Source organism: Citrobacter portucalensis, from assembly GCF_023374935.1.
Lineage (GTDB): Bacteria > Pseudomonadota > Gammaproteobacteria > Enterobacterales > Enterobacteriaceae > Citrobacter > Citrobacter portucalensis.
Window position 1 is genome coordinate 4,276,817 of sequence record NZ_CP092466.1, and the last position, 21,490, is coordinate 4,298,306.

The window sequence follows — 21,490 nt, forward strand, 5'->3', positions numbered from 1 at the left end:
GCTTATCCGGCCTACTGTACTGTGCCGCGTTTTTCAGTTTGTAGGCCAGACAAAATCAGTACCGGGGCTATGGCCCCGGCTCTTTATGGGTGAAAGTTTTGCCACAGCTCGGGATGCTTGTCCGGGCGCGAGATAAATTGAAAACGCGCCGGGTCCTCAACGAATTGCTGGTAAACAGGTGCGGAAGTAATCGAGAACTCCGTATATTGTCGGGGCGTTACGGCCTGCAGTCGTCCGGGAATATAACGCGGATTATGCTGCCAGATAACGTTGTTTCCCTGCAGTAACGGGTACCACGCCAACCCTTTATGCGCACGCACGGCATCGTACTCAAAACCATATTCACGATCGCACCACGCGCCAAAGGTTAACGGGACATCCGGATCTGCGGATATGGTCGCATGCCCCCAACCGGGTGGTACCAACACTTTCTCACCGGGTCCGGCGATTACAGCAAAACAGCGGCCTGGGTCGTCCTCAACATACTCCTGCATATAGATTATCGCTTTTCCCTGCCAGATTTCGTACAGCTCCGGCGGGGACCAGCCGCTGTGCTGGCTGATACGATGAATATGTCCCTGACTACGCACCGGCTCTTCCCCCAACCGTCCCGCCGCATAGGTCACCACGCCAAATAACAGCATCCGCTTTTTCAACTCTTCGCGATCCTGCATTCGCGCCACATCCATCGCAATGGCATACACCTCTTGCGGCCCCTCACAATGCGGATCGCGCAGCGAGGCGCGAATGTCATCGAGTTGCCGAATTTCCGGCATCGGCCCGGTAACCTCATCCCCATAGCTAAAACCAAGCGGGTGATGATGAACCGTCATATCGAGGCCGTACGAATGCGCTAAGTCAGCCATTCTGTACCTCCTTCGCCTGAACCCTCTTATTTTCCTCAATGACCCTTATTCTGAAGCCCCTGGCGAGCGCCGCATAATCATGTCCCGCAATCCCTGGCCATACGGCGAGCGCCGACAGCACCTCTTCCCCGGTATTGATTAACCGGTGCGCGGTAAAGCCGGGGATAATGTGGACGGATCCGGCGAATACCTTTTCCAGCCTCGCGTCGCCCTGTTCGGTTTGCAACAGCAGCAAACCGGTGCCACGCAGACCAAAATAGACTTCCCCCTGTTCGCGACGCGCATGGAAATGCCCGCGGGTCATAAAATACTCGCAGCCGACCCGGCCAGGATAAAGATGGGTAACGCCGGTGTAGAGTTCACCTTCAGCGGAAGACGTATCCAGCATCTCAACGTCATACACGACATGCTCGCCAGCCAAATGCTGACGGGCGTTTTCATCGGCAAAAACGTCAGTAAGATCTTGAATACGGGTAGATTTGCGCAATAACGGGCCGTCGGCCAAAGCGCCGCTTGCCCACGCCACCTGCGGTGGCTGGATAAAAGAAAGGTTCATATGTGTCTCCGGCCCGAGGAGAACAACAGGATCAGATTAGCAGATTAATCGATTAACCTGCTAATTCTGTCTGCATATTGCGGGCCGGATCACAGCCTCAAGGTGCCAGCGCCAGCACCTCTGCCACCCACTGCTGGAATCCCTCAACGTCAAGATCCAGTGCAACCTGGGCATTTGCCGGATGCCCCAAGCGCCCTTCGATGTCCACCACCGTCGTACCCGAGGTATATTCGCCCTGGGTTTCAACCGCCACGAAACACGGCTGCAGGGTAAACAGTTCCGGGCGCACCAGCCAGGCAATGGCACACAGATCGTGCATTCGCAGCCCCGTATTCATACTGCCGCTACGGTAATGGCTAAACAGCGCATGCAGCATTTTCCCCGTCTGGTTAAGTTGGGGGAGCGTCGCCAGATAGTCCGGGGCAAGCATAGCCTGATTAGTGACATCCAGCCCACACATCACAATCTCCAGCCCGCTCTGGAAGACTTTCGCGGCGGCCTCGGGATCGATAGCAATATTAAACTCGGCGTTGGGTGTGAAGTTCCCGCGTCCGGCAGAGCCGCCCATAATCACCAGACGGTGAATGTTGAATACGCATTCAGGATAATGGGTCAGCAGCAGCGCAATGTTGGTCAGCGGGCCAATTGCCACCAGCGTCACGGGCTGCGGGGCATGCATCAGCGCATCGCGAATCGCCTGGAAGGCGGGTTTTGCCATCGCCTGCCGGTCGTGCTCGACAAATTCATACCCTTCCATACCGGACTCGCCGTGCACGGAAGCGGCATCACGCAGCGGTCGCACCAGCGGCATTGATGCTCCCTGCGCCAGCGGAACATCCGCATTCCAGAAGTGCAGCAGTTGCAACGCATTACGGGTGGTTTTTTCCACCGACACATTGCCTGCTACCGTGGTCATCAGTTGCAGATCCAGCTCAGGGGCAAACAGCGCGGCGGCAATGGCCGCGGCATCATCAATGCCGGGATCGGTATCAAGAATGATCGGTAAGCGCATGGTTTCTCCATAAAAAATGCCAGACGTTAAGTCTGGCATCTTCTCATAATCGTAACCGGAAAGACTTACTCTACTTCACGAACATCCACACGCAGCTCTTTCGGCACTTCGAAAACGATGTTCTCTTCGCGGCCTTCCAGTGGGATCGCTTCCCCACCGCCAAGCTCTTGCAGGCGAGCAATCACGTTTTGCACCAGGATATCCGGCGCCGAGGCTCCGGCCGTCACGCCCACACACTTCGCTTCTTTCACCCACGCTTCCTGAATGTCGGTCGCATCGTCAATCAAATACGCCGCTTTCCCCATTCGCTGGGCCAGTTCAGCCAGACGGTTGGAGTTAGAGGAGTTCTTCGAGCCGACCACCAGCACAACATCAGCCTGTTCCGCCAGCGCGCGAACCGCTTCCTGACGGTTGGTGGTGGCATAACAGATATCGTCTTTGCGCGGCCCGACAATTTTCGGGAAGCGTTGACGCAGCGCATCAATAACGTCAGAAGTGTCGTCAACGGAAAGCGTTGTCTGCGTCATGAAGGATAATTTTCCTTCATTTTTCACATTCAGTTTCAGCACATCATCCGGTGATTCAACCAGATACATTCCCCCTTGCGGGTTGCTGTACTGGCCCATTGTGCCTTCGACTTCCGGGTGCCCGGCGTGCCCAATCAGAATGGATTCTTCGCCACGACGACTGGCGCGGGCAACTTCCATATGCACTTTCGTTACCAGCGGGCAGGTCGCATCAAAAACCGTGAGGTCACGGCCTTTGGCTTCGTTACGCACCGCCTGAGATACGCCATGAGCGGAGAAAATCAGGATCGCGCCATCCGGCACTTCGCTGATTTGCTCGATAAAAATAGCACCGCGCTCGCGCAGGCTATCCACCACATAGCGGTTATGCACCACTTCGTGACGGACATAAATCGGCGCGCCATAAATAGCCAGCGCGTTTTCCACAATGCTGATAGCGCGGTCTACGCCAGCGCAAAAACCGCGCGGGTTGGCCAACAGGATCTGCATTTTACGCCTCCAGTGCCGGTTCGACTTCCAGCACTTCAATATCAAAATGAACGGTATGCCCGGCCAGCGGATGGTTGAAATCAACCGTGATCGAGTCACCGTTGATTTCGCGGATCACGCCAGGCATCTCACTGCCGTCCATTGCGGTAAAGAGCATGATAGCGCCAATTTCTGGCTCGCCCGCGTCCATAAACTCCCGACGCGAGAAATACTGAATTAAGTCCGGACTTGACACGCCAAAGGCGGCATCCGGTTCCAGAGCAAAAGTGGTTTTATCACCTTCTTTTAGCCCCAGCAGGTGTTGTTCCAGTCCTTCAGACAGAGAACCGTCGCCCAAGCGAAACAGCGCAGGCTTGCCGTTATTGCGGGTTGACTCTGCGGTGGAGCCATCGTCGAGCTTAAGGGTGAAGTGCACCAGCACCGCACTGTTACTCTGTACTGATTTAGACATGCAGGTTGCTCTTTAAAATTGCTGCCGCCTGTTTGCCCGGTGGCGATACGCTTACCGGGCCAACAAGGATCGCAGTATATTGTAGGCCGGATTAGCATAGCGCCATCCGGCATTTTTTTATGCGGCTTTTTTCTCTTTCGACGGCAGGAAGCCTTCGAGAACAATCAATGCCGCGCCGATACAGATAGCAGTATCGGCCAGATTGAAGGTCGCGAAATGCCAGTCGCCGACGTAAAAGTCAATCATATCAACCACGAAGCCGTGCCACAGGCGGTCGAACAAGTTGCCCAGTGCACCGCCAATGATTAACGCATACGCGATGTTGTTCAGCTTCTGGGTCGCCTTCGAGCGATACATCATCACCATCAGGATGACGCAAATACCGATGGCGATGCCGGCAAAGAACCAACGTTGCCAGCCGCCGCTGTCGGCTAAGAAGCTAAACGCCGCACCATAGTTACGCGCGTAGTGCAGATTAAGCGACGGAAACAGCGACACCGTATCCCCCAGAGCAAAGTTCTGGAGGATCAGGTATTTGCTGCCTAAATCGATAATCAGCACGACTACCACCAGCCACAGCCAGCGTAGTCCTGTTGAACAAAGAGGCTTACTCATCAGGCAAACTTACGTTGTTCGCCATCACCGGCGATGTTGCTGACACAGCGTCCGCAGATATCTGCATGTTCCGCCACTTGGCCGACGTCGGTAGTGTAATGCCAGCAGCGCGGGCATTTCTCACCTTCGGCTTTGCTCAGTACGATTTTCAGACCTTTGAGCAGTTCGCTCTGCTGAGCATCAGCAGGAGCCGCTGCATAATCCGCAACCGTCGCACCAGAGGTCAGAAGTACAAAACGCAACTCTTCGCCCAGCGCGGTCAGTTTCGCCGCCAGCTCAGGTTCAGCGTACAGGGTCACTGCCGCTTCCAGAGAACCGCCGACTTTCTTATCCGCACGCGCCTGTTCGATGACTTTGTTCACTTCGCCACGCACTTTCAACAGCTCGTCCCAGAAGGCATCGTTCATCGCTTCGGTTTCGCCTAAGCCAAACAGACCTTCGTACCATTCACCGGTAAAGACATACTTCTCACGATCGCCCGGCAGGTAGCCCCAGATTTCATCGGCGGTGAAGGACATGATCGGCGCCATCCAACGAACCAGCGCTTCAGCGATATGGAACAGCGCTGTCTGGCAGCTACGACGCGCCACGCTATCCGCTTTCGCGGTGTACTGACGGTCTTTGATGATGTCGAGGTAGAACGAACCCATTTCGACGGAGCAGAAGCGCATCAGGCGCTGTACCACTTCGTGGAAGTCATAGGCTTCATAGGCTTTCAGGATTTCGTCCTGCGCCGCTTGCGCACAACCTACCGCCCACCTGTCCAGCACCACCATCTCTTCCGGTTTCACCATGTCTTTAACCGGATCGAACCCATTCAGGTTCGCCAGCAGGAAGCGCGCGGTGTTACGGATACGACGATAGCTGTCGGCAGCACGTTTCAGAATTTCGTCAGAAACGGCCATTTCACCGGTATAGTCGGTTGAAGCCACCCACAGACGCAGAATATCCGCGCCCAGTTTGTTCATCACATCCTGCGGAGAAACGGTGTTACCGATAGACTTGGACATCTTACGGCCCTGACCATCAACGGTGAAACCGTGAGTCAGTACCTGGCGATAAGGTGCTTTGCCTTTCATGGCGGTGGAGATCATCAGAGATGACATGAACCAGCCACGGTGCTGGTCAGAGCCTTCCAGATACATATCTGCCGCATGGCCTGCAAACTCAGGACGTACGTCCACGACGGAGGAGTGGGTTGAACCAGAGTCGAACCACACGTCCAGCGTATCCGGGACTTTGACATACAGGTCAGCTTCGTCACCGAGGATATCTTTCGGATCGAGATCCCACCACGCCTGGATGCCGTCAACTTCAACGCGTTTAGCCACTTCTTCCATCAGTTCGATAGCGCGCGGATGCAGCTCTTCGGTGTCTTTGTGAACAAACAGAGACATCGGCACACCCCACGTACGCTGACGGGAGATACACCAGTCAGGACGGTTGGCAACCATCGATTCAATACGCGCCTGGCCCCAGTCCGGGATCCACTGCACGCCTTTGATCTCTTTCAGGGACTGCGCGCGCAGGCCTTTCTGATCCATGCTGACGAACCACTGCGGCGTCGCACGGAAGATGATCGGTGACTTGTGACGCCAGCAGCATGGGTAGCTGTGCTGCATCTTCTCAACGTGCAGCAGCGCACCTTTTTCGCTCAGCAGCGCAACGATTTTGTCGTTGGCTTTAAAGACGTTCACGCCGTCCAGATCCGGATAAGTACCCGCCAGGTATGCGCCGTCCGGGCCAACCGGGTTAGCGATTTCCAGACCGTATTTCTGGCTGATGACGTAGTCATCCGGACCGTGACCGCCAGCGGTATGAACCGCACCGGTACCCGCATCCAGCGTAACGTGATCGCCAAGGATAGCTGGCACATCAAAGCCCATAAACGGATGGGTAAAGCGCAGCAGTTCCAGCTCAGCGCCTTTAACGGTGCCGAGAATGGTGTATTCAGCCGCGCCAATACGCTGCATGACGCTTTCAACCAGATCTTTCGCCAGAATCACAGCCTGGCCGTCAATCTGCACCAGCGCATAGTCAAAATCAGGTGCCAGAGAGATTGCGCGGTTCGCCGGTAACGTCCACGGGGTAGTGGTCCAGATAACCAGAGAGATCGGGCCGTTGACGTCAGAAACGCCAAATTTCGCTTTCACCGCATCCTGATCGGCGGCGTGGAACGCCACGTCGATGGACGGGGAGGTTTTGTCATAATACTCAACTTCCGCTTCCGCCAGCGCGGAACGGCAGTCAACGCACCAGTGCACCGGCTTCGCACCTTTGTGCAGGTGACCGTTACCGATGATTTTACCCAGCGCACGAATGATGTTGGCTTCGGTTTTGAAGTCCATGGTCAGGTACGGATGCGACCAGTCGCCCAGTACGCCAAGACGGATAAAGTCTTTACGCTGACCGTCAACCTGGGTCGCTGCGTATTCGCGGCACTTGGCACGGAACTCAGCGGCGGTAAACTTCTCGCCCGGTTTGCCGTATTCCTGCTCTACTTTCAGCTCGATCGGCAGACCGTGGCAGTCCCAGCCCGGAACGTAAGGCGAGTCATAACCCGTGAGTCCTTTGGACTTCACGATAATGTCTTTCAGAATCTTGTTAACCGAGTGACCAATATGAATGCTGCCATTCGCATAAGGAGGGCCATCATGCAGAATGAAGGTTTTTTTGCCTTTTTTGGCCGCACGAATGATGCCGTACAGGTCATCATCAGTCCAACGCGCCAGCATTCCCGGTTCGCGCTTGGCGAGATCGCCGCGCATCGGGAACCCTGTTTCCGGCAAATTCAGGGTTGATTTATAGTCACTCATCAGATTCTCGGTTCCGTATTTAAAACTCGTATAGGCATTAAGCCGGTTTTGTTAGCCCAAAAAATTCACGGGCAGTCAACTCATCACGCGCAATCTGCGCTTTTAGCTCATCCAGCGAGGCAAATCGCTGTTCACTGCGTATTTTTTTACGCAGTACTACATCTATATGGCGACCATACAGGTCCATTACAACGTCCAATAGATGCACTTCCAACTGTTGGCGTACGCCTGCTACCGTCGGGCGGGTGCCGATGTTGGCGACGCCGGGCAACGGTTTGTCACCCAGTCCCATCACTTCAACCGCATAAACCCCTTTCACCGGAGAAACCTGGCGACGCAGCGGTAAGTTTGCCGTCGGAAAACCGATGGTGCGCCCTAATTCATCACCGTGAACGACACGTCCTGAGATAGTAAAAGGATGCCCAAGCAGGCTTTCGGCCAGTTGCAGGTTATCTTCTGCCAGCGCCTGACGTACCGCAGTGCTGCTAATGCGCACACCGCCTTCGCAGAAGGTTTGGGTGCTGGTGATATCAAAACCATACTCAGCGCCCGCTTCCTGTAATAACAAGAAATCGCCCGCTCGGCTAGCGCCAAAGCGGAAATCATCACCAACGGCAAGAAATTGTACACCAAGGCGCTTAACCAGCAGATCGCTGATGAAGGTCTGCGCCGTTAATGCCGCAAAGCGCCTGTCAAAACGCACGCACAGCACGTAGTCCACGCCGCATTCCGCCAGATAACGCAGTTTTTCGCGCAGGCGAGTGAGGCGCGCAGGTGACTTGTCGGTCGCAAACAGCTCTAGCGGCTGCGGCTCGAAAATCATCACCATCACCGGTAAATTGCGTTTGCGCCCTTCTTCCCGTAAACCCTGCAGCAACGCACGGTGGCCACGGTGCACGCCGTCGAAATTACCAATAGTCAGCACACACCCATGCGGGGCCTGACTGAGATTATGTATGCCTCGTATCAGCTTCATGTCTGGCTCAAAACAGTGAAAATCGTGAAAGTATACCCTGTACCGCGGTCAACGTTAACCGGCGATTGTTTCTACGAAACAGAAAGAGGATTGTTTTCATTGTTATGAAACAAATTGCAGACCTTCATGGGCACGCCAATGCAATTTTTATCGTGGAAAAGCTGTATTCACGCCACGCAAGCTGGTAGAATCCTGCGCCATCACTACGCAACGAGTGCTGCAATTTAAACGGCGCTTATTTGCACAAATCCATTGACAAAAGAAGGCTAAAAGGGCATATTCCTCGGCCTTTGAATTGTCCATATAGAACACATTTGGGAGTTGGACCTTGGCTAATATCAAATCAGCTAAGAAGCGCGCCGTTCAGTCTGAAAAGGCCCGCAAGCACAACGCTAGCCGTCGCTCTATGATGCGTACTTTCATCAAGAAAGTATACGCAGCTATCGAAGCTGGCGACAAAGCTACTGCACTGAAAGCATTTAACGAAATGCAACCAATCGTGGACCGTCAGGCTGCTAAAGGTCTGATCCACAAAAACAAAGCTGCACGTCATAAAGCAAACCTGACTGCACAGATCAACAAACTGGCTTAATCGCCTGCTTGTTGTCGCTTTGTGAAAAAACCCGCGCAAGCGGGTTTTTTTATGCCTGCTATCTGACGTTTTTCTCTTTAGCCACTGATGTTGTTCTCGCTCGTTCACGCTCTTCCTGACCAGCCTGTTTTTTCAGCTATCCCTTCCTCAGTCGCATCGCGTAATACTTGAAAGTTATTTTCTTTCACTGTTTTCCTTTTTTTATTTCATTATTAAAAAAACTGTGACCACCTTAGCAAATAGAAACATCGTTCATTCAAAAACGAATAAACGCAATCCTGATGTAAGATTTGATAATTGATTGCTGCGGTAGGGTTAACTACTTTTCATGTACACCTTACTCACTCATTTTAATCTTAGGTTAAATTCAGTAACGACATAAAAAATAATATTTAAAACTTGCTTGGAAAGTAGAAGCTGTTTTTCTGGGCGTATCGTTCCAGTATCGGAGTTATTATTATGAGTTCTGTTATTGAGGATACCCAGTCATGCGGGTCAACATCATTATCTTTACTACAGCGTATTAGCTACGGCTCTTTGGATGTGGCGGGTAATCTGCTGTATTGTTTCGGTTCAACTTACATTTTATATTTCTACACAGACGTTGCAGGTATTAGCCTCGCCGTAGCAGGCGTCATCCTGCTGCTGGCGCGTATTGTCGATGGCATAGACGCCCCCATATGGGGGATCATCATCGATAAAACGCGTTCGCGTTACGGTAAATGCCGCCCCTGGTTTTTATGGTTGCCATTACCTTTTGCCGTATTCAGCGCCTTGTCATTTTGGTCTCCTGATATCAGTATGACCGGAAAAGCTATCTATGCAGCAATATCTTATATGATTGCCAGCATTCTATTTACCGGACTTAATACACCACTCAGTGCAATATTACCTCTGATGACCTTATCTCCTAAGGAAAGACTGGTTTTAAATTCCTGGCGAATGACCGGTGGGCAGATTGGGGTTTTATTAATGAATGCGACTGCACTGCCGTTAGTTGCTTTTTTAGGTAACGGAAATGATCATGCGGGTTTTATTTATACGGCGATTATATTTGCCGTAATATCCTGTTCACTAACGCTTTTCGCCTTTAAAAATATCCGTGAAATGGATACGGATAAAATACAGCAAGAACCTAAATTGCCGATGAAAAAGAGTTTTGCGGCAATGAAAGGCAACTGGCCATGGATCCTGATGGTGCTGGCAAACCTGATCTTCTGGATTGCCCTACAACAACGCTCCACAACGATTGTCTACTATCTGACCTACAATCTCGACCGCAAAGATCTGGTTCCGCTGATTAATAGCCTGGCGACAATTCAGATCCTGTTTATCATCGCTATCCCCTTCTTTAGCAAATACCTGGCTAAAACATGGATATGGGTAGGCGGTCTGCTGGTCGCCGCGCTTGGCGGCGTCATGATGTGGCTGGCAGCAGATAACATTCCTTTTCTCATCGCCGCCTGGATACTCGGCAATATCGGCAGCGGTATCGCCTGCTCAATGCCGTTTGCCATGCTGGGCTTCGCCGTCGATTTCGGTGCCTGGAAGACGGGTATTAAAGCTACCGGCATTCTTATCGCCTTCGGCAGCACCTTCTGCATCAAGATGGGTAGTGGCCTCGGTACCGCTTTCGCTGCCTGGATCATGAACTGTTTTGGCTATGTCCCCAACCATGCCCAGAGTGCTGCGGGTCTGGAGGGAATTACCTGGGCCTTTATCTGGGCACCCGCCCTACTCTTCGCGCTCGCAGCGATCCCACTACTTTTCTTTCGTAAATACGAAGCGATGGAAGAGAAGATTCGCCACGATCTGGAAACCATCAACTAAAAACGATCTTTACCTTCACCCTCGAAATATGGGAGGCACCACCATGCCATTTATGCAACATGACCCGCGTCGCCTGGTCTGGCAGCAAAACGATCGCTATTTATGGATTGAACCCTGGGGCGAGAACAACCTGCGCGTACGCAGTGGCCGTCATCTGCCGGTAATGAGAAATGAAGACTGGGCATTGACTGAGCCAGTCGCAGAAAGCAACTGCCACATTGATTATGAGCAACACCAGGCGACGCTGACCAACGGCAAAATTATCGCTATCGTCAATCAAAAAGGACAAGTGACCTTTTACCGTCATCCACACAAACCTCTGTTGCAGGAGTTCTGGCGCTTGCGGGGCGAAATTGGCGAGGATGAATCTTCTCACGGCCAGTACGTCAGCGCACTCAACCTTGAAGGGCGCGAATTCCGACCTATTCAGGGTGGGAAATATTCACTTAAAGCCCGCTTCGAAGCCACCGAAGGGGAAAAAATTTATGGTATGGGGCAGTATCAACAGGCTAACCTGGATCTCAAAGGATGCGTTCTTGAGCTGGCGCAACGTAACTCCCAGGCCTCAGTACCGTTTATGCTCTCCAGTCTGGGCTACGGATTTTTATGGAACAACCCGGCAGTCGGGCGCGTAACCTTTGCCCACAACGTTACCGAATGGGAAGCACAGGTCAGCGAACAGCTGGACTACTGGATCACGGCTGGCGATACCCCGGCAGAAATTAGCCGGGCTTACGCGCTGGCTACCGGCACACCGCCGATGATGCCGGACTACGCCATGGGCTTCTGGCAGTGCAAACTCCGCTATCGGACGCAGGAAGAGCTGCTGGAGGTTGCCCGCGAATATAAGCGCCGCAATCTGCCTATCTCGGTGATCGTTATCGACTTCTTTCACTGGCCGAATCAGGGTGACTGGATGTTCGATGCACGAGACTGGCCCGATCCTGATGCCATGATTGCCGAGCTGAAATCGCTGGGAATTGAGCTGATGGTCTCCGTCTGGCCGACGGTGGATAACCGCACAGAAAGCTATCGGGAGATGCGCGAAAACGGCTGGCTGGTACAAACGGAACGTGGCTTGCCGATCAATATGGATTTCCTCGGCAACACCACTTTCTTTGATGCTACCCATCCGGGTGCGCGGGACTACGTCTGGGGCAAAGCCAAACGCAACTATTATGATAAAGGCGTGAAGCTATTCTGGTTAGACGAAGCCGAACCTGAGTTCAGCGTTTATGACTATGACAACTATCGCTACCATGCCGGGCCGGTACTGGAAGTGGGCAATATCTACCCGCGAATGTACGCCAAAACCTTTTTTGATGGCATGAAAGCCGATGGTGAAGATAAGGTTATCAACCTGCTACGCTGCGCCTGGGCCGGCAGTCAAAAGTACGGCGCACTGGTCTGGTCAGGTGATATTCACTCCTCGTTTAGATCGCTACGCAACCAGTTTGCCGCCGGACTCAATATGGGAATCGCGGGGATCCCGTGGTGGACGACGGATATCGGTGGTTTTCATGGCGGTAATATTCACGACCCACATTTCCATGAACTGCTGATCCGCTGGTTCCAGTGGGGCGTATTTAGCCCGGTGATGCGTCTGCACGGCAACCGCGATCCGCAGATTTTACCGGAACAACCGTACCGGGATGGCATCGCCCAGTGTCCTACCGGTGCACCGAACGAAGTCTGGAGCTACGGTGAGGACGTGTGCGACGTACTGACGGGTTGCCTGGCGTTGCGAGAGAAACTGAAGCCCTATATCAAAGCGCTGATGGAGGAAACCCATAAGCACAATACGCCAGTGATGCGCCCCCTGTTTTTTGATTTCCCCGAACAGGAAACAAGTTGGGCAATCACCGACCAGTACTGTTTTGGTCCTGACCTGCTGATTGCCCCCGTAATGCATGAAGGTATGCGCGAACGTGATATCTGGCTACCGGAAGGGGAAACATGGACGGATCTTACGACCGGCGAGAGTTATTCGGGAGGGCAAACGTTGCACTATGCCGCGCCATTGAACAAAATTCCGGTATTTATCCGCGAAGGTGGGCAGTATCGTAGCTTATTGAGGCTATAGCATGAAGCCGGCTGCGGGTGAGTACCGCAGCCGGAAGTATTACGGTAAGTATGTCTACTGTGGCTTGAACAATGCCGAGTAGTCCGCATTGCAAATACGCTGCACCGCCGGATGCTGGATCATTCTTTCCGCAAATATGGCGTGATACTCTTCCATCACATTTTCTACGCGTCCAATTTCAACAATAGAATCATCGGCATAGAAATTGTGCGAATACAGAGTAGGTGCAACAAAAATAGCATTATGCGTTGCGCCAAACGCCTTCATCAGCGCAGCGTCATCAAACTCACCGAGGATTTCGACATTCAATCCTTGTGAGTTGATCCAGTTCAGCAGCTTACGTCCGAGCATCGAACGGCGCCCTGGGATCAGCAACCGACGCTCTTCAAGACAGGCCGGGAATGGTTTCTCAGGCAGCGGTTTGGTGCACCAAAAACTTACGCTGCATTCGCCTATCCGCACTGAGAACAACCCTTCCTGCTGCGTAGAATCAATCGGACAGTCGGAGATAATCATATCCAGCTTATGCTGGCTGAGTTGATCCAACAGCATCTCGTGCGTTGACTCAAAACAACGCAGATGGATTTGTTCATCTTCAACCACAGCGGCATCCAGTACGCTGCTGACCAACTGCTTCGATAGCGCATCCGCCACGCCGACATCGAACAGCAAATTAGACTCTTTGCGGTAGTTCACGATATCCAGCATTTCCTGGCTTAAGGTGAACATCTTATCCGCGTAACGAAAAACCAATTCGCCTAACTCACTGGGCTCCAGCCCACGCCCCTTCCGCTTAAACAATTTTCCCTGTAAGCGTTCCTCAAGCGCTTTAATCTGCCCGGTAATGGTCTGCGGTGTCAGATAAAGCGCTTCTGCTGCACCAACCACTGACCCTTCTTTATAGACATGCCAAAAGTAGTACAGATGGTTGTAATTTATATGAGACATACTCTCTCCCTGAAAATTGTCACGAAAGGGTTATCCCGTCAGGCTGATGCGTTTAACCGGGCACGTAACCAGCAGTAACCTATCACTGCCGACAACAAGGAGCCGATCAGGATCCCCAGTTTTGCCCAGTTAATCAGCTCAGGATCGACGTTGCCAAACGCCAGGCTGGCAATAAAAATCGACATCGTAAAGCCAATACCGCAAAGAATACCGACCGCCATAATCTGCTGGAAATTCGTTCCCTCCGGCAATTGCGCCACCTTGAGGCGTAACGCCAGCCAGCAAAACAGACTGATACCCAACGGTTTGCCGATCAACAAACCCGCAATGATCCCCAGCGGTAATATCGAGGTCAGTCCATCAATAGTGACGCCCTGCAGCGAAACGCCCGCATTGGCGAAGGCAAACAGCGGCAGGATAAGATATGCCACCCATGGATGCAGAACATGCTCCAGTCGCTTCGCCGGTGAACGCCCATGTTTTTCCTTCAATGGAATGAAGAAGCCCACGATCACGCCCGCCAGCGTTGCATGCACGCCAGACTTCAGTACGGCAGTCCACAGCACTACGCCGACCAGAATATAAATACCGGTGCGTCTCACTCCGCACAGATTCAATCCTGCCAAAACAAGGATTGCGCACGCGGCAACACCCAGCGACAGCAGCGAGAGGTCGCTGGTATAGAACAGTGCGATGATGACGATAGCGCCGAGGTCATCAATAATCGCCAGCGCCATCAGGAAGATTTTCAACGCCAGTGGTACACGACTGCCCAACAACGCCAGCACACCTAACGCAAAAGCGATATCCGTTGCCGCCGGGATCGCCCACCCTTCACGGGTGATGGGATCGGCATAGTTGAATGCCAGGTACAGCAGCGCCGGGACAATCATGCCCCCGATAGCAGCAATGATCGGGAACGCCGCCTGACGCAGACTGGCCAGCGAACCTTGCATTAACTCGCGCTTTACTTCCAGACCAATCAACAGGAAGAACACCGCCATCAACGCGTCGTTGATCCACAGCAGCATATTTTTGTTGATCTCAAGCGCGCCAACCCGCAGTTGAACGGGCGTTTCCAAAAAGGCGTGGTACCATCCACTGGTAACCCCGATATTTGCCATCAGCATAGCGACCACGGCTGCGATGATCAGAATGATGCCCCCCGAGGCGTCACTACTAAAAAAACGATGCAGATGTTTCACTTTTATTCTCTCTATTGGGTGAATACTTCGTAAATACTATCTTACACCCTCAAAAAGCTCGTTAAAATTAGATTATTTGTGATTGATAGATCGGTTTTTACGAAGCATAAATCCAGGTGGGAACGGCTGAAAGTCAGTACTGAACCTTAGTAGTCATGTCGTTCGATGTGACGGGTATTGAATGCATAGCGGAGATAATCCAGCGTTGAGACGATATTACCGGGTGACATATGGTTAAGTTGTGTCAGAAACGGATGACTATTGATGTACGTAATAAATTCCGTTGCTCCGGCAAGCGTAGCATGACGCAGCATGCCCGTTTTTTTATTACTCGTTAGGCTACATGCCGCTATCGCATAATCTTGGGTAGAATAGGTACGCCAGACATTATTACGAATCCCCCCACTTTGAAACATGCGGTACGGAATATCACTTTGCGCAGGCCTGTCCCCTCTTTCCTTCACAAACGAGATATGGCAGCGCCCTTGCTGGACGTGCTGTAAATTAGCCATCATACAACCACCTAATATGAAGCACTCATGGTCAATGTAATGCTGAACATTGAGGGAGCGTTCATCAGTAAGTGTTTTGACTAACTCAAAATGCCGATAAGCTGGCAGGACAGGTTTTACCAGCATTCCAGAATCATTTCTGTATAGCGTTGCAGGACCATAATCCACATCAAACAAGGTATTTCGTCGCATTGTCATCAGTTCCTTGCGCTGGACAAGATGCGCTAATGTTCCGGGGGGTAAACGTTCTTCGTAGTAGGAAACATACTGGTACTCACCCTCAACAGGCTGGGTTGAATAATTAGTCGAAACGGCAATAACCCGACCGCTATTCTCCTCAACTGTAACCAGAACATACAGACTGTTGTCACTACCGTTAAATTTAATCCGAAAAGCACGCGTACTCATCACCAGGTCGAATTTCGGAATAACAAACTCACGTTCAGCCTGATTTGCCTTACGGGATAATTTTAGTAGAACGCGGTTCAGGCCCGTGCTGTCGACAGACAGCGCCGTACGAATATCAACAAGTGAAGCCCCCTCCAGGATAAGCCGGGCAAGATCTTCCAGACGAGGATCGTCTTTATGCCTGACAGGAGAAATAAACGTTTTATGACATTGCAGGCAATAAACTCGCGGTTCCCCCTGAGCGGAAAAACCATACTTTTTTAATGAGGAACTGCCGCAGGTTGGGCAAACCTTAACCAACCCCTTCCATGACTGGTTTACCGACTGACGAAAAAGGTTAAGAGAGCGTTCAGAAATGATAGGGAAAAAAAAGCCACATTCGCGGCACAGGATATTTTTCCCCTGTGCCAAGTAATCGGGGCTATTAAAGACTCCAAGGTTTTTACAATCGGGTGTTTTACACACATCTACATTGATTCGAGAAAACATATTCACTCCCTGCGAATATTGCTATCACACAAATATTGATTTTATCTCTGCGGGTGAAATTCCATTTTTATAGAGCGTTTTCATCGCATTCATCGTTGGGCTGGTATGGGCAAAAAAAGCCTGGTAACCCGCGCACAGGTAGTTTTGATTCGAAGAACCAGAAACCGAAGGTAAAAAACGATGCTTAGGGCAACCACCATAACAGGCAAACTGCCACTGACAGGCATGACATTCCTGCGCCATTGTTCGGCGCTTATCGTCGCCAAACTGTCGATTCTGTTGGCTGGTGTTCATTGCGCGCAACGTCATATCCTGGATGTTTCCCAGTTTGTACTGTGGGTAAACAAAATGATCGCAATTATAGACATCGCCATTCATTTCCAGCGCAAACGCACTACCGCAGGTTGGCGCAAATACACATACCTGTGGCGGTAATCCACACCAGGCCGCTAAAGTTTGCTCAAAAATCTGTACACCTACATCACCAATGTCATTACGGATCCAGACATCAAAGATTGCATTAAGAAAATGGCCAAACTCGATAGGCTCGACAGACCAGGGCATCATTGCAGTTTGTTTATTAACAGGATGTGCCAATCCTGTGTCACCACTTCTCTCAACCAGCGGAATAAACTGCATATACCGGCTGCCAATGCTTTTCAAATATTCATAGACCTGCAGCGGATAACGCATATTTGTACGGTTAACGACCGTCAGCGTATTAAACTCGACATCGTGACATACCAGACATTTAATGGCTTGCTCAACCTTTTCGTGAGTCGGCTTTCCTGAACGCGTAACGCGCCATTCATCATGCAAAGCTGCATCACCGTCAATGGAAACCCCAACCAGGACGTTATGCTGCTTAAAAAACATCGCCCATTCGTTATCAATCAAAATACCGTTGGTCTGGAAAGTATTGATTATTGTCTTTTCACCCGCGTATATCTGCTGAAGTTCGACCGCCCGTCGAAAAAATGGCAGCCCCATCAACGTTGGCTCCCCTCCTTGCCAGGCAAAAATCACCTCATCCACATCCTGCGCGACGATATGCTGTTTGATAAACAATTCAAGCGTATCTTCAGACATCCTGTAATTGGCTTTTCTTTGCGGATAGAGCTTCTCTTTCTCCAGGTAAAAACAGTATTTACAATCCAGATTGCATACCGAACCCGTCGGTTTAATCATGACCTGACAACTTTTTCTCTGCATTTAATTTAGATCCATAAATAAAAGAACCTGATTCAGTACCAAGGTGCTGAATCAGGCGGGCAGAGCCCTAAGTGGCATACTCTATATTTTTATTGTTATCCAATTAACCCCAGGTTACCGGAGTTGGTTTTTCACCTCGAGCTTTCATTAATGAATCGTTATCAATATCCTTTTTGTACTTCAGGAATTTACCGTACAGCTGTTTTTCTATATCAGGCTGCTTGCCAATCTGATTAAGGGTTTCAAAACGATCCTTTTTCAGGTTATAGAGATATTTAGGTTTATTTTCACGATCGATGATCATCTTCCAGTCACCATCACGAATAGCCCATTCATCAGTAGGATCATCCTGGAATGGCATATCGATACCGAAAATCAGCGGTTTTTCACGTTTTAAGGTTTTCTGTTCCAGCAATGGAACCAGAGACTGCCCATCGTAGGTGCGATCTGTTGGCAGTTTAAAATCCATCATGTTTGCTAATGTCGGCAACCAGTCAAGGCCATAAACCGGCGTATCCGTTACCATTCCCTGCGGAATATGTTTACCATACTTGATGATTGCCGGAACGCGGATTCCGCCCTCCCACAGGTTATCTTTACGACCGCGAAGCCCATCCGTTTCACCCGCCAGGTTTAACTCATACACTTTACGCGCTTCACGAGTGACAGGTCCGTTATCACTGGTAAAGATAACAATGGTGTTATCTTCTTCACCCATTGCCTTTATCTTATCCATTACTTTACCAACCTGAGCATCCATATAACTGATGTTGGCATAATACTCACCTGTGCCACGCCAAGGTTTATCAGCCCAATCACCGTAGAACAGATCCGGATGCTGTTTCTGGTAGGCACTCATGTATTGCGAATACATATCGAGGTATTTTTTCGGTGAGGCCAGCGGGCTATGGACCTCAGTAAATGCAACGTATAAGAAGAACGGTTTATCGTCTTTCTTGTTATCCAGCCAGTTAACAACTTCTGAACTAACCAGTTCACCGCTAAATGTTTCTGCTCTACCAATCGGTTTACCATTACGCACGAATCCGGTCGGATGCACGGTGCCATAGCGTGGGCGCTCTTTCGCGTTATCTAAAGTGGAATCGGTCACGAACCCTGCAGCATTCACCAGGGAATAGTCGAATCCCATATCTTTCGCCTGTGGCTGATCGGTGCGATCTCCTCCAGCATTCAGATGTAATTTCCCCATCATCGCCGTGTCGTAGCCTTGCGCTTTTAGCAGATTAGCAATCGTCAGCTCATTACGGCCCAATGCCACATCTTTCCCTTCAGGGATCCAGGAACGGATCCCCGTACGGAACGGCATACGTCCAGTGAGCAAACCAGCACGAGAAGGTGAACACAGCGGGGCTGGCGCATAGTAGTCGGTAAATTTCACCCCTTCCTGAGCTAATTTATCAATATTAGGTGTTTTAACGATTTGATGACCATAAGCCGCCAGATCGCCATATCCCAAATCATCCGTAAGGATGATGACCAAGTTAGGACGCTTATCCGTAGCGGCCTGAACTGTTTGTAATGTGCTCCCGGCGCACAGTGCCAACCCAATCATGCTGGCAACGACTTTTTTTTTCATTTCAGTTCCTTTAATTTTAATTAAAATGAATATCCGACCATATAAATCATCTGATCCCCATATCCGTCATAACCTAATTTGTTCTCAAAATAACGATACGTTACAGATGCCTTCCATCGTGGATAAAACTTCCATGCCAACGTTAACCCTCCATTTAAACCATTCCTACCGAATTGCTGCTCCGTGTAAGCATCATTTCTATCAATCTCGACTTCATTCCAGTCAGATAAAACAAAGCTTTCACCAAATAAAGAGAAGTTATAAACAGCAGTCCAACCAATAACATATCCATTCCATCCACTGGTCTGTCCATATTTCGGTGATACATAGTCACCTGATTGGTTATGCAAGCCGATATAAGGTTTAAAGAAACCCCAATCTCCGCTCCACCCCAGATAACCAAGTCCATAAAACATATCCAGATCGTCACCCCAAGAGTTGTCCCATTGACCGTATATCTTGCCAAAGAAGGTATAGTCAGAATCAAAAAGACGCACATGGGTCATAGCAGAGACGGTATGGTTACGGCCCGCCACTGCATGGTTCAATACGTTGCTTTCAATAAAAGAATAGAATTCAGCCTCTCTGAAGTTAACACCAAAATCAGCCGTTGCTTTCCAAACCTCACCACGGTGTACATTCACAAAACCGCTATTCCAGTCGGCATAACCAGCATTAATTGATCCAAAAGAGTTTTTATATTCCAGAGCCTGTATATTTTGGCTAAAAAGGGCTGGAGTGGCTAATACAAGGCTGACCAATAGTATTTTCTTTATCCGAGGCATTGAATTTATTCTCCATAATTATAATTTATTCATCAATGAATGAAGGTTTGCTGTGTGGAGAGATATTAAACAAATGTAATTACAAGATAGTGATGTAAATCTCACATCAGGATAGATAAAAGTTGCTTAAAATAATGTGTCCAATAATGTTGCTAGAGATATGATAAGTTCATATTTATTAATAAACACGTCAATATCTTCTTACTAAATCACCTCTGATATATTTACCTGACATGTTAGAAAACTCACATTCAAGGCCATCCAACTCACTTTTATCCTTGACAATAAAAAACCGGTATTCTCTCCAAGGAGAATACCGGTTTTTTCAAACGAGAAAGCTTTTCAGCTTGTCGTTAGCGCGTCAGATCGTCAAAGAACTTCTTCACACCGTCGAAGAAGCTTTTTGAACGCGGGCTGTTGTTTTCGCCGGTAGGACCGCCGAAGCTTTCCTGCAGATCTTTCAGCAACTGCTTCTGCTTGTCGTTCAGACCTACCGGGGTTTCAACAACTACACGGCACAGCAGATCGCCCTGAGCGCCACCGCGAACCGACTTCACACCTTTCCCGCGCATGCGGAACAGTTTGCCGGTCTGCGTTTCGCCCGGAATTTTTAACTTCACGCGACCGTCCAGCGTCGGGACTTCAATCTCGCCGCCCAGCGCTGCCATCGCAAAGTTAATCGGCACTTCACAGTACAGGTTGTTGCCTTCACGCTCAAAAATTGGGTGCTGTTTTACCTGCACCTGAACGTATAAATCGCCTGCTGGCGCGCCATGCTCACCGGCTTCACCTTCGCCAGACAGACGAATACGATCGCCGGTGTCAACGCCTGCCGGGATTTTAACGGACAGCGTTTTGCTTTTCTCAACGCGACCATGACCGTGACATTTGTTGCACGGATCTTTAATCAGCGTACCGCGCCCCTGACAATGTGGACAGGTCTGCTGTACGGCAAAAAAGCCCTGGCGCATCTGCACCTGGCCGGAACCGTGACAGGTTGGACAGGTTTGCGGCTGAGTGCCCGCCTTCGCGCCGCTGCCATGGCAGACGTCACACTCTTCCAGCGTCGGAATACGGATCTCTTTGGTGACGCCACGCACGGCTTCTTCCAGAGTGAGATCCATGTTGTAACGTAAATCAGCACCACGTGAGGCGCGCTGACGACCACGACCGCCGCCAAAGATATCGCCAAACACGTCACCAAAGATATCGCTGAAGTCAGCCCCGCCGCCAAAACCGCCGCCGCCGCCCATGCCGCCTTGCTCAAACGCAGCATGACCGTACTGATCGTAAGCCGCACGTTTTTGCGCATCGGTCAGGATTTCGTACGCTTCTTTGATCTCTTTAAACTTGGCTTCGGCCTCTTTATCACCCTGGTTGCGGTCCGGGTGATATTTCATGGCCAGGCGCTTGTAGGCCTTTTTGATTTCACGCTCTTCCGCTGATTTGGAAACGCCTAAAATCTCGTAATAGTCTTGCTTAGCCATCTCTTTTTATCTGCCCCTAACATGCGTGCACGGG

At 50.7% G+C, this 21,490-nt stretch carries 18 protein-coding genes and 1 pseudogene; 3 read left to right on the forward strand and 16 right to left on the reverse strand.

Going from position 1 to position 21,490, the window contains the following annotated elements:
* Window positions 1-83: 83 nt before the first annotated feature.
* From LY264_RS20735 to LY264_RS20775, 9 genes and pseudogenes are all read right to left on the reverse strand, one after another.
* Window positions 84-866, reverse strand: a complete 783-nt coding sequence (locus tag LY264_RS20735) for a glucose-6-phosphate isomerase family protein (protein ID WP_048227120.1) — start codon at window positions 864-866, stop codon at window positions 84-86.
* Window positions 859-1,422, reverse strand: a complete 564-nt coding sequence (locus tag LY264_RS20740) for a glucose-6-phosphate isomerase family protein (protein ID WP_048227121.1) — start codon at window positions 1,420-1,422, stop codon at window positions 859-861. Before LY264_RS20740 ends, LY264_RS20735 begins: the two co-directional genes overlap by 8 nt.
* A gap of 97 nt (window positions 1,423-1,519) precedes the next feature.
* Window positions 1,520-2,434 (reverse strand): ribonucleoside hydrolase RihC, encoded by a 915-nt coding sequence (rihC, locus tag LY264_RS20745; protein ID WP_048214974.1) that lies wholly within the window; start codon window positions 2,432-2,434, stop codon window positions 1,520-1,522.
* A 65-nt stretch (window positions 2,435-2,499) separates the two neighbouring features.
* Window positions 2,500-3,450, reverse strand: a complete 951-nt coding sequence (gene ispH, locus LY264_RS20750; protein WP_003018925.1) for a 4-hydroxy-3-methylbut-2-enyl diphosphate reductase — start codon at window positions 3,448-3,450, stop codon at window positions 2,500-2,502.
* Between the two features lies 1 nt (window position 3,451).
* The gene (fkpB, locus tag LY264_RS20755; RefSeq protein ID WP_003018929.1) at window positions 3,452-3,901 is read right to left on the reverse strand and encodes an FKBP-type peptidyl-prolyl cis-trans isomerase; all 450 of its coding nucleotides are present in this window, start codon (window positions 3,899-3,901) and stop codon (window positions 3,452-3,454) included.
* A 117-nt stretch (window positions 3,902-4,018) separates the two neighbouring features.
* Complete coding sequence (gene lspA / locus LY264_RS20760; RefSeq protein ID WP_003018932.1) at window positions 4,019-4,516, reverse strand: signal peptidase II; 498 nt, start codon at window positions 4,514-4,516, stop codon at window positions 4,019-4,021.
* A complete protein-coding gene (ileS, locus tag LY264_RS20765; protein WP_048227122.1) occupies window positions 4,516-7,332 on the reverse strand; it encodes an isoleucine--tRNA ligase in 2,817 nt (938 codons plus the stop codon). Before ileS ends, lspA begins: the two co-directional genes overlap by 1 nt.
* A 37-nt stretch (window positions 7,333-7,369) precedes the next feature.
* A complete protein-coding gene (gene ribF / locus LY264_RS20770) occupies window positions 7,370-8,308 on the reverse strand; it encodes a bifunctional riboflavin kinase/FAD synthetase (protein WP_003829725.1) in 939 nt (312 codons plus the stop codon).
* Between the two features lie 7 nt (window positions 8,309-8,315).
* Window positions 8,316-8,531 (reverse strand): annotated as a pseudogene (locus tag LY264_RS20775) (DUF2575 domain-containing protein).
* A 105-nt stretch (window positions 8,532-8,636) separates the two neighbouring features.
* Between LY264_RS20775 and rpsT the strand changes: the two are divergent.
* The 3 genes from rpsT (at window position 8,637) to LY264_RS20790 (ending at window position 12,813) form a co-directional block, all read left to right on the forward strand.
* Window positions 8,637-8,900, forward strand: a complete 264-nt coding sequence (gene rpsT / locus LY264_RS20780) for a 30S ribosomal protein S20 (RefSeq protein WP_003018940.1) — start codon at window positions 8,637-8,639, stop codon at window positions 8,898-8,900.
* A 459-nt stretch (window positions 8,901-9,359) separates the two neighbouring features.
* Window positions 9,360-10,730 (forward strand): MFS transporter, encoded by a 1,371-nt coding sequence (locus tag LY264_RS20785; protein ID WP_008786155.1) that lies wholly within the window; start codon window positions 9,360-9,362, stop codon window positions 10,728-10,730.
* A gap of 43 nt (window positions 10,731-10,773) precedes the next feature.
* A complete protein-coding gene (locus tag LY264_RS20790) occupies window positions 10,774-12,813 on the forward strand; it encodes a glycoside hydrolase family 31 protein (protein WP_048227123.1) in 2,040 nt (679 codons plus the stop codon).
* 54 nt (window positions 12,814-12,867) lie between these two features.
* Here LY264_RS20790 and nhaR read toward each other — a convergent pair whose 3' ends face one another.
* From nhaR to dnaJ, 7 genes are all read right to left on the reverse strand, one after another.
* Entirely contained in the window at window positions 12,868-13,761 is an 894-nt protein-coding gene (nhaR, locus tag LY264_RS20795; protein ID WP_032942332.1) for a transcriptional activator NhaR, read from the reverse strand.
* A gap of 38 nt (window positions 13,762-13,799) precedes the next feature.
* A complete protein-coding gene (nhaA, locus tag LY264_RS20800; RefSeq protein WP_008786152.1) occupies window positions 13,800-14,966 on the reverse strand; it encodes a Na+/H+ antiporter NhaA in 1,167 nt (388 codons plus the stop codon).
* Between the two features lie 146 nt (window positions 14,967-15,112).
* Window positions 15,113-16,375, reverse strand: a complete 1,263-nt coding sequence (locus LY264_RS20805) for an IS1/IS1595 family N-terminal zinc-binding domain-containing protein (RefSeq protein WP_048227124.1) — start codon at window positions 16,373-16,375, stop codon at window positions 15,113-15,115.
* Window positions 16,376-16,399: 24 nt separating this feature from the next.
* On the reverse strand, window positions 16,400-17,587 hold the full coding sequence (locus tag LY264_RS20810; protein ID WP_048227125.1) for an anaerobic sulfatase maturase: 1,188 nt from the start codon (window positions 17,585-17,587) through the stop codon (window positions 16,400-16,402).
* Between the two features lie 103 nt (window positions 17,588-17,690).
* A complete protein-coding gene (locus tag LY264_RS20815) occupies window positions 17,691-19,184 on the reverse strand; it encodes a sulfatase family protein (RefSeq protein WP_048227126.1) in 1,494 nt (497 codons plus the stop codon).
* A 20-nt stretch (window positions 19,185-19,204) separates the two neighbouring features.
* The gene (locus tag LY264_RS20820; RefSeq protein WP_048227127.1) at window positions 19,205-19,969 is read right to left on the reverse strand and encodes an outer membrane protein OmpK; all 765 of its coding nucleotides are present in this window, start codon (window positions 19,967-19,969) and stop codon (window positions 19,205-19,207) included.
* A gap of 353 nt (window positions 19,970-20,322) precedes the next feature.
* Window positions 20,323-21,456, reverse strand: a complete 1,134-nt coding sequence (dnaJ, locus tag LY264_RS20825) for a molecular chaperone DnaJ (protein WP_003018956.1) — start codon at window positions 21,454-21,456, stop codon at window positions 20,323-20,325.
* Between the last annotated feature and the right edge of the window lie 34 nt (window positions 21,457-21,490).

Coding starts and splice junctions, on each gene's coding strand:
- dnaJ (WP_003018956.1), bottom strand. CDS start 21,456: ATGGCTAAGCAAGACTATTACGAGATTTTAGGCGTTTCCAAATCAGCG.
- LY264_RS20740 (WP_048227121.1), bottom strand. CDS start 1,422: ATGAACCTTTCTTTTATCCAGCCACCGCAGGTGGCGTGGGCAAGCGGC.
- LY264_RS20790 (WP_048227123.1), top strand. CDS start 10,774: ATGCCATTTATGCAACATGACCCGCGTCGCCTGGTCTGGCAGCAAAAC.
- ribF (WP_003829725.1), bottom strand. CDS start 8,308: ATGAAGCTGATACGAGGCATACATAATCTCAGTCAGGCCCCGCATGGG.
- LY264_RS20785 (WP_008786155.1), top strand. CDS start 9,360: ATGAGTTCTGTTATTGAGGATACCCAGTCATGCGGGTCAACATCATTA.
- LY264_RS20815 (WP_048227126.1), bottom strand. CDS start 19,184: ATGAAAAAAAAAGTCGTTGCCAGCATGATTGGGTTGGCACTGTGCGCC.
- rihC (WP_048214974.1), bottom strand. CDS start 2,434: ATGCGCTTACCGATCATTCTTGATACCGATCCCGGCATTGATGATGCC.
- LY264_RS20820 (WP_048227127.1), bottom strand. CDS start 19,969: ATGCCTCGGATAAAGAAAATACTATTGGTCAGCCTTGTATTAGCCACT.
- lspA (WP_003018932.1), bottom strand. CDS start 4,516: ATGAGTAAGCCTCTTTGTTCAACAGGACTACGCTGGCTGTGGCTGGTG.
- ileS (WP_048227122.1), bottom strand. CDS start 7,332: ATGAGTGACTATAAATCAACCCTGAATTTGCCGGAAACAGGGTTCCCG.
- LY264_RS20805 (WP_048227124.1), bottom strand. CDS start 16,375: ATGTTTTCTCGAATCAATGTAGATGTGTGTAAAACACCCGATTGTAAA.
- LY264_RS20810 (WP_048227125.1), bottom strand. CDS start 17,587: ATGCAGAGAAAAAGTTGTCAGGTCATGATTAAACCGACGGGTTCGGTA.
- LY264_RS20735 (WP_048227120.1), bottom strand. CDS start 866: ATGGCTGACTTAGCGCATTCGTACGGCCTCGATATGACGGTTCATCAT.
- ispH (WP_003018925.1), bottom strand. CDS start 3,450: ATGCAGATCCTGTTGGCCAACCCGCGCGGTTTTTGCGCTGGCGTAGAC.
- nhaR (WP_032942332.1), bottom strand. CDS start 13,761: ATGTCTCATATAAATTACAACCATCTGTACTACTTTTGGCATGTCTAT.
- fkpB (WP_003018929.1), bottom strand. CDS start 3,901: ATGTCTAAATCAGTACAGAGTAACAGTGCGGTGCTGGTGCACTTCACC.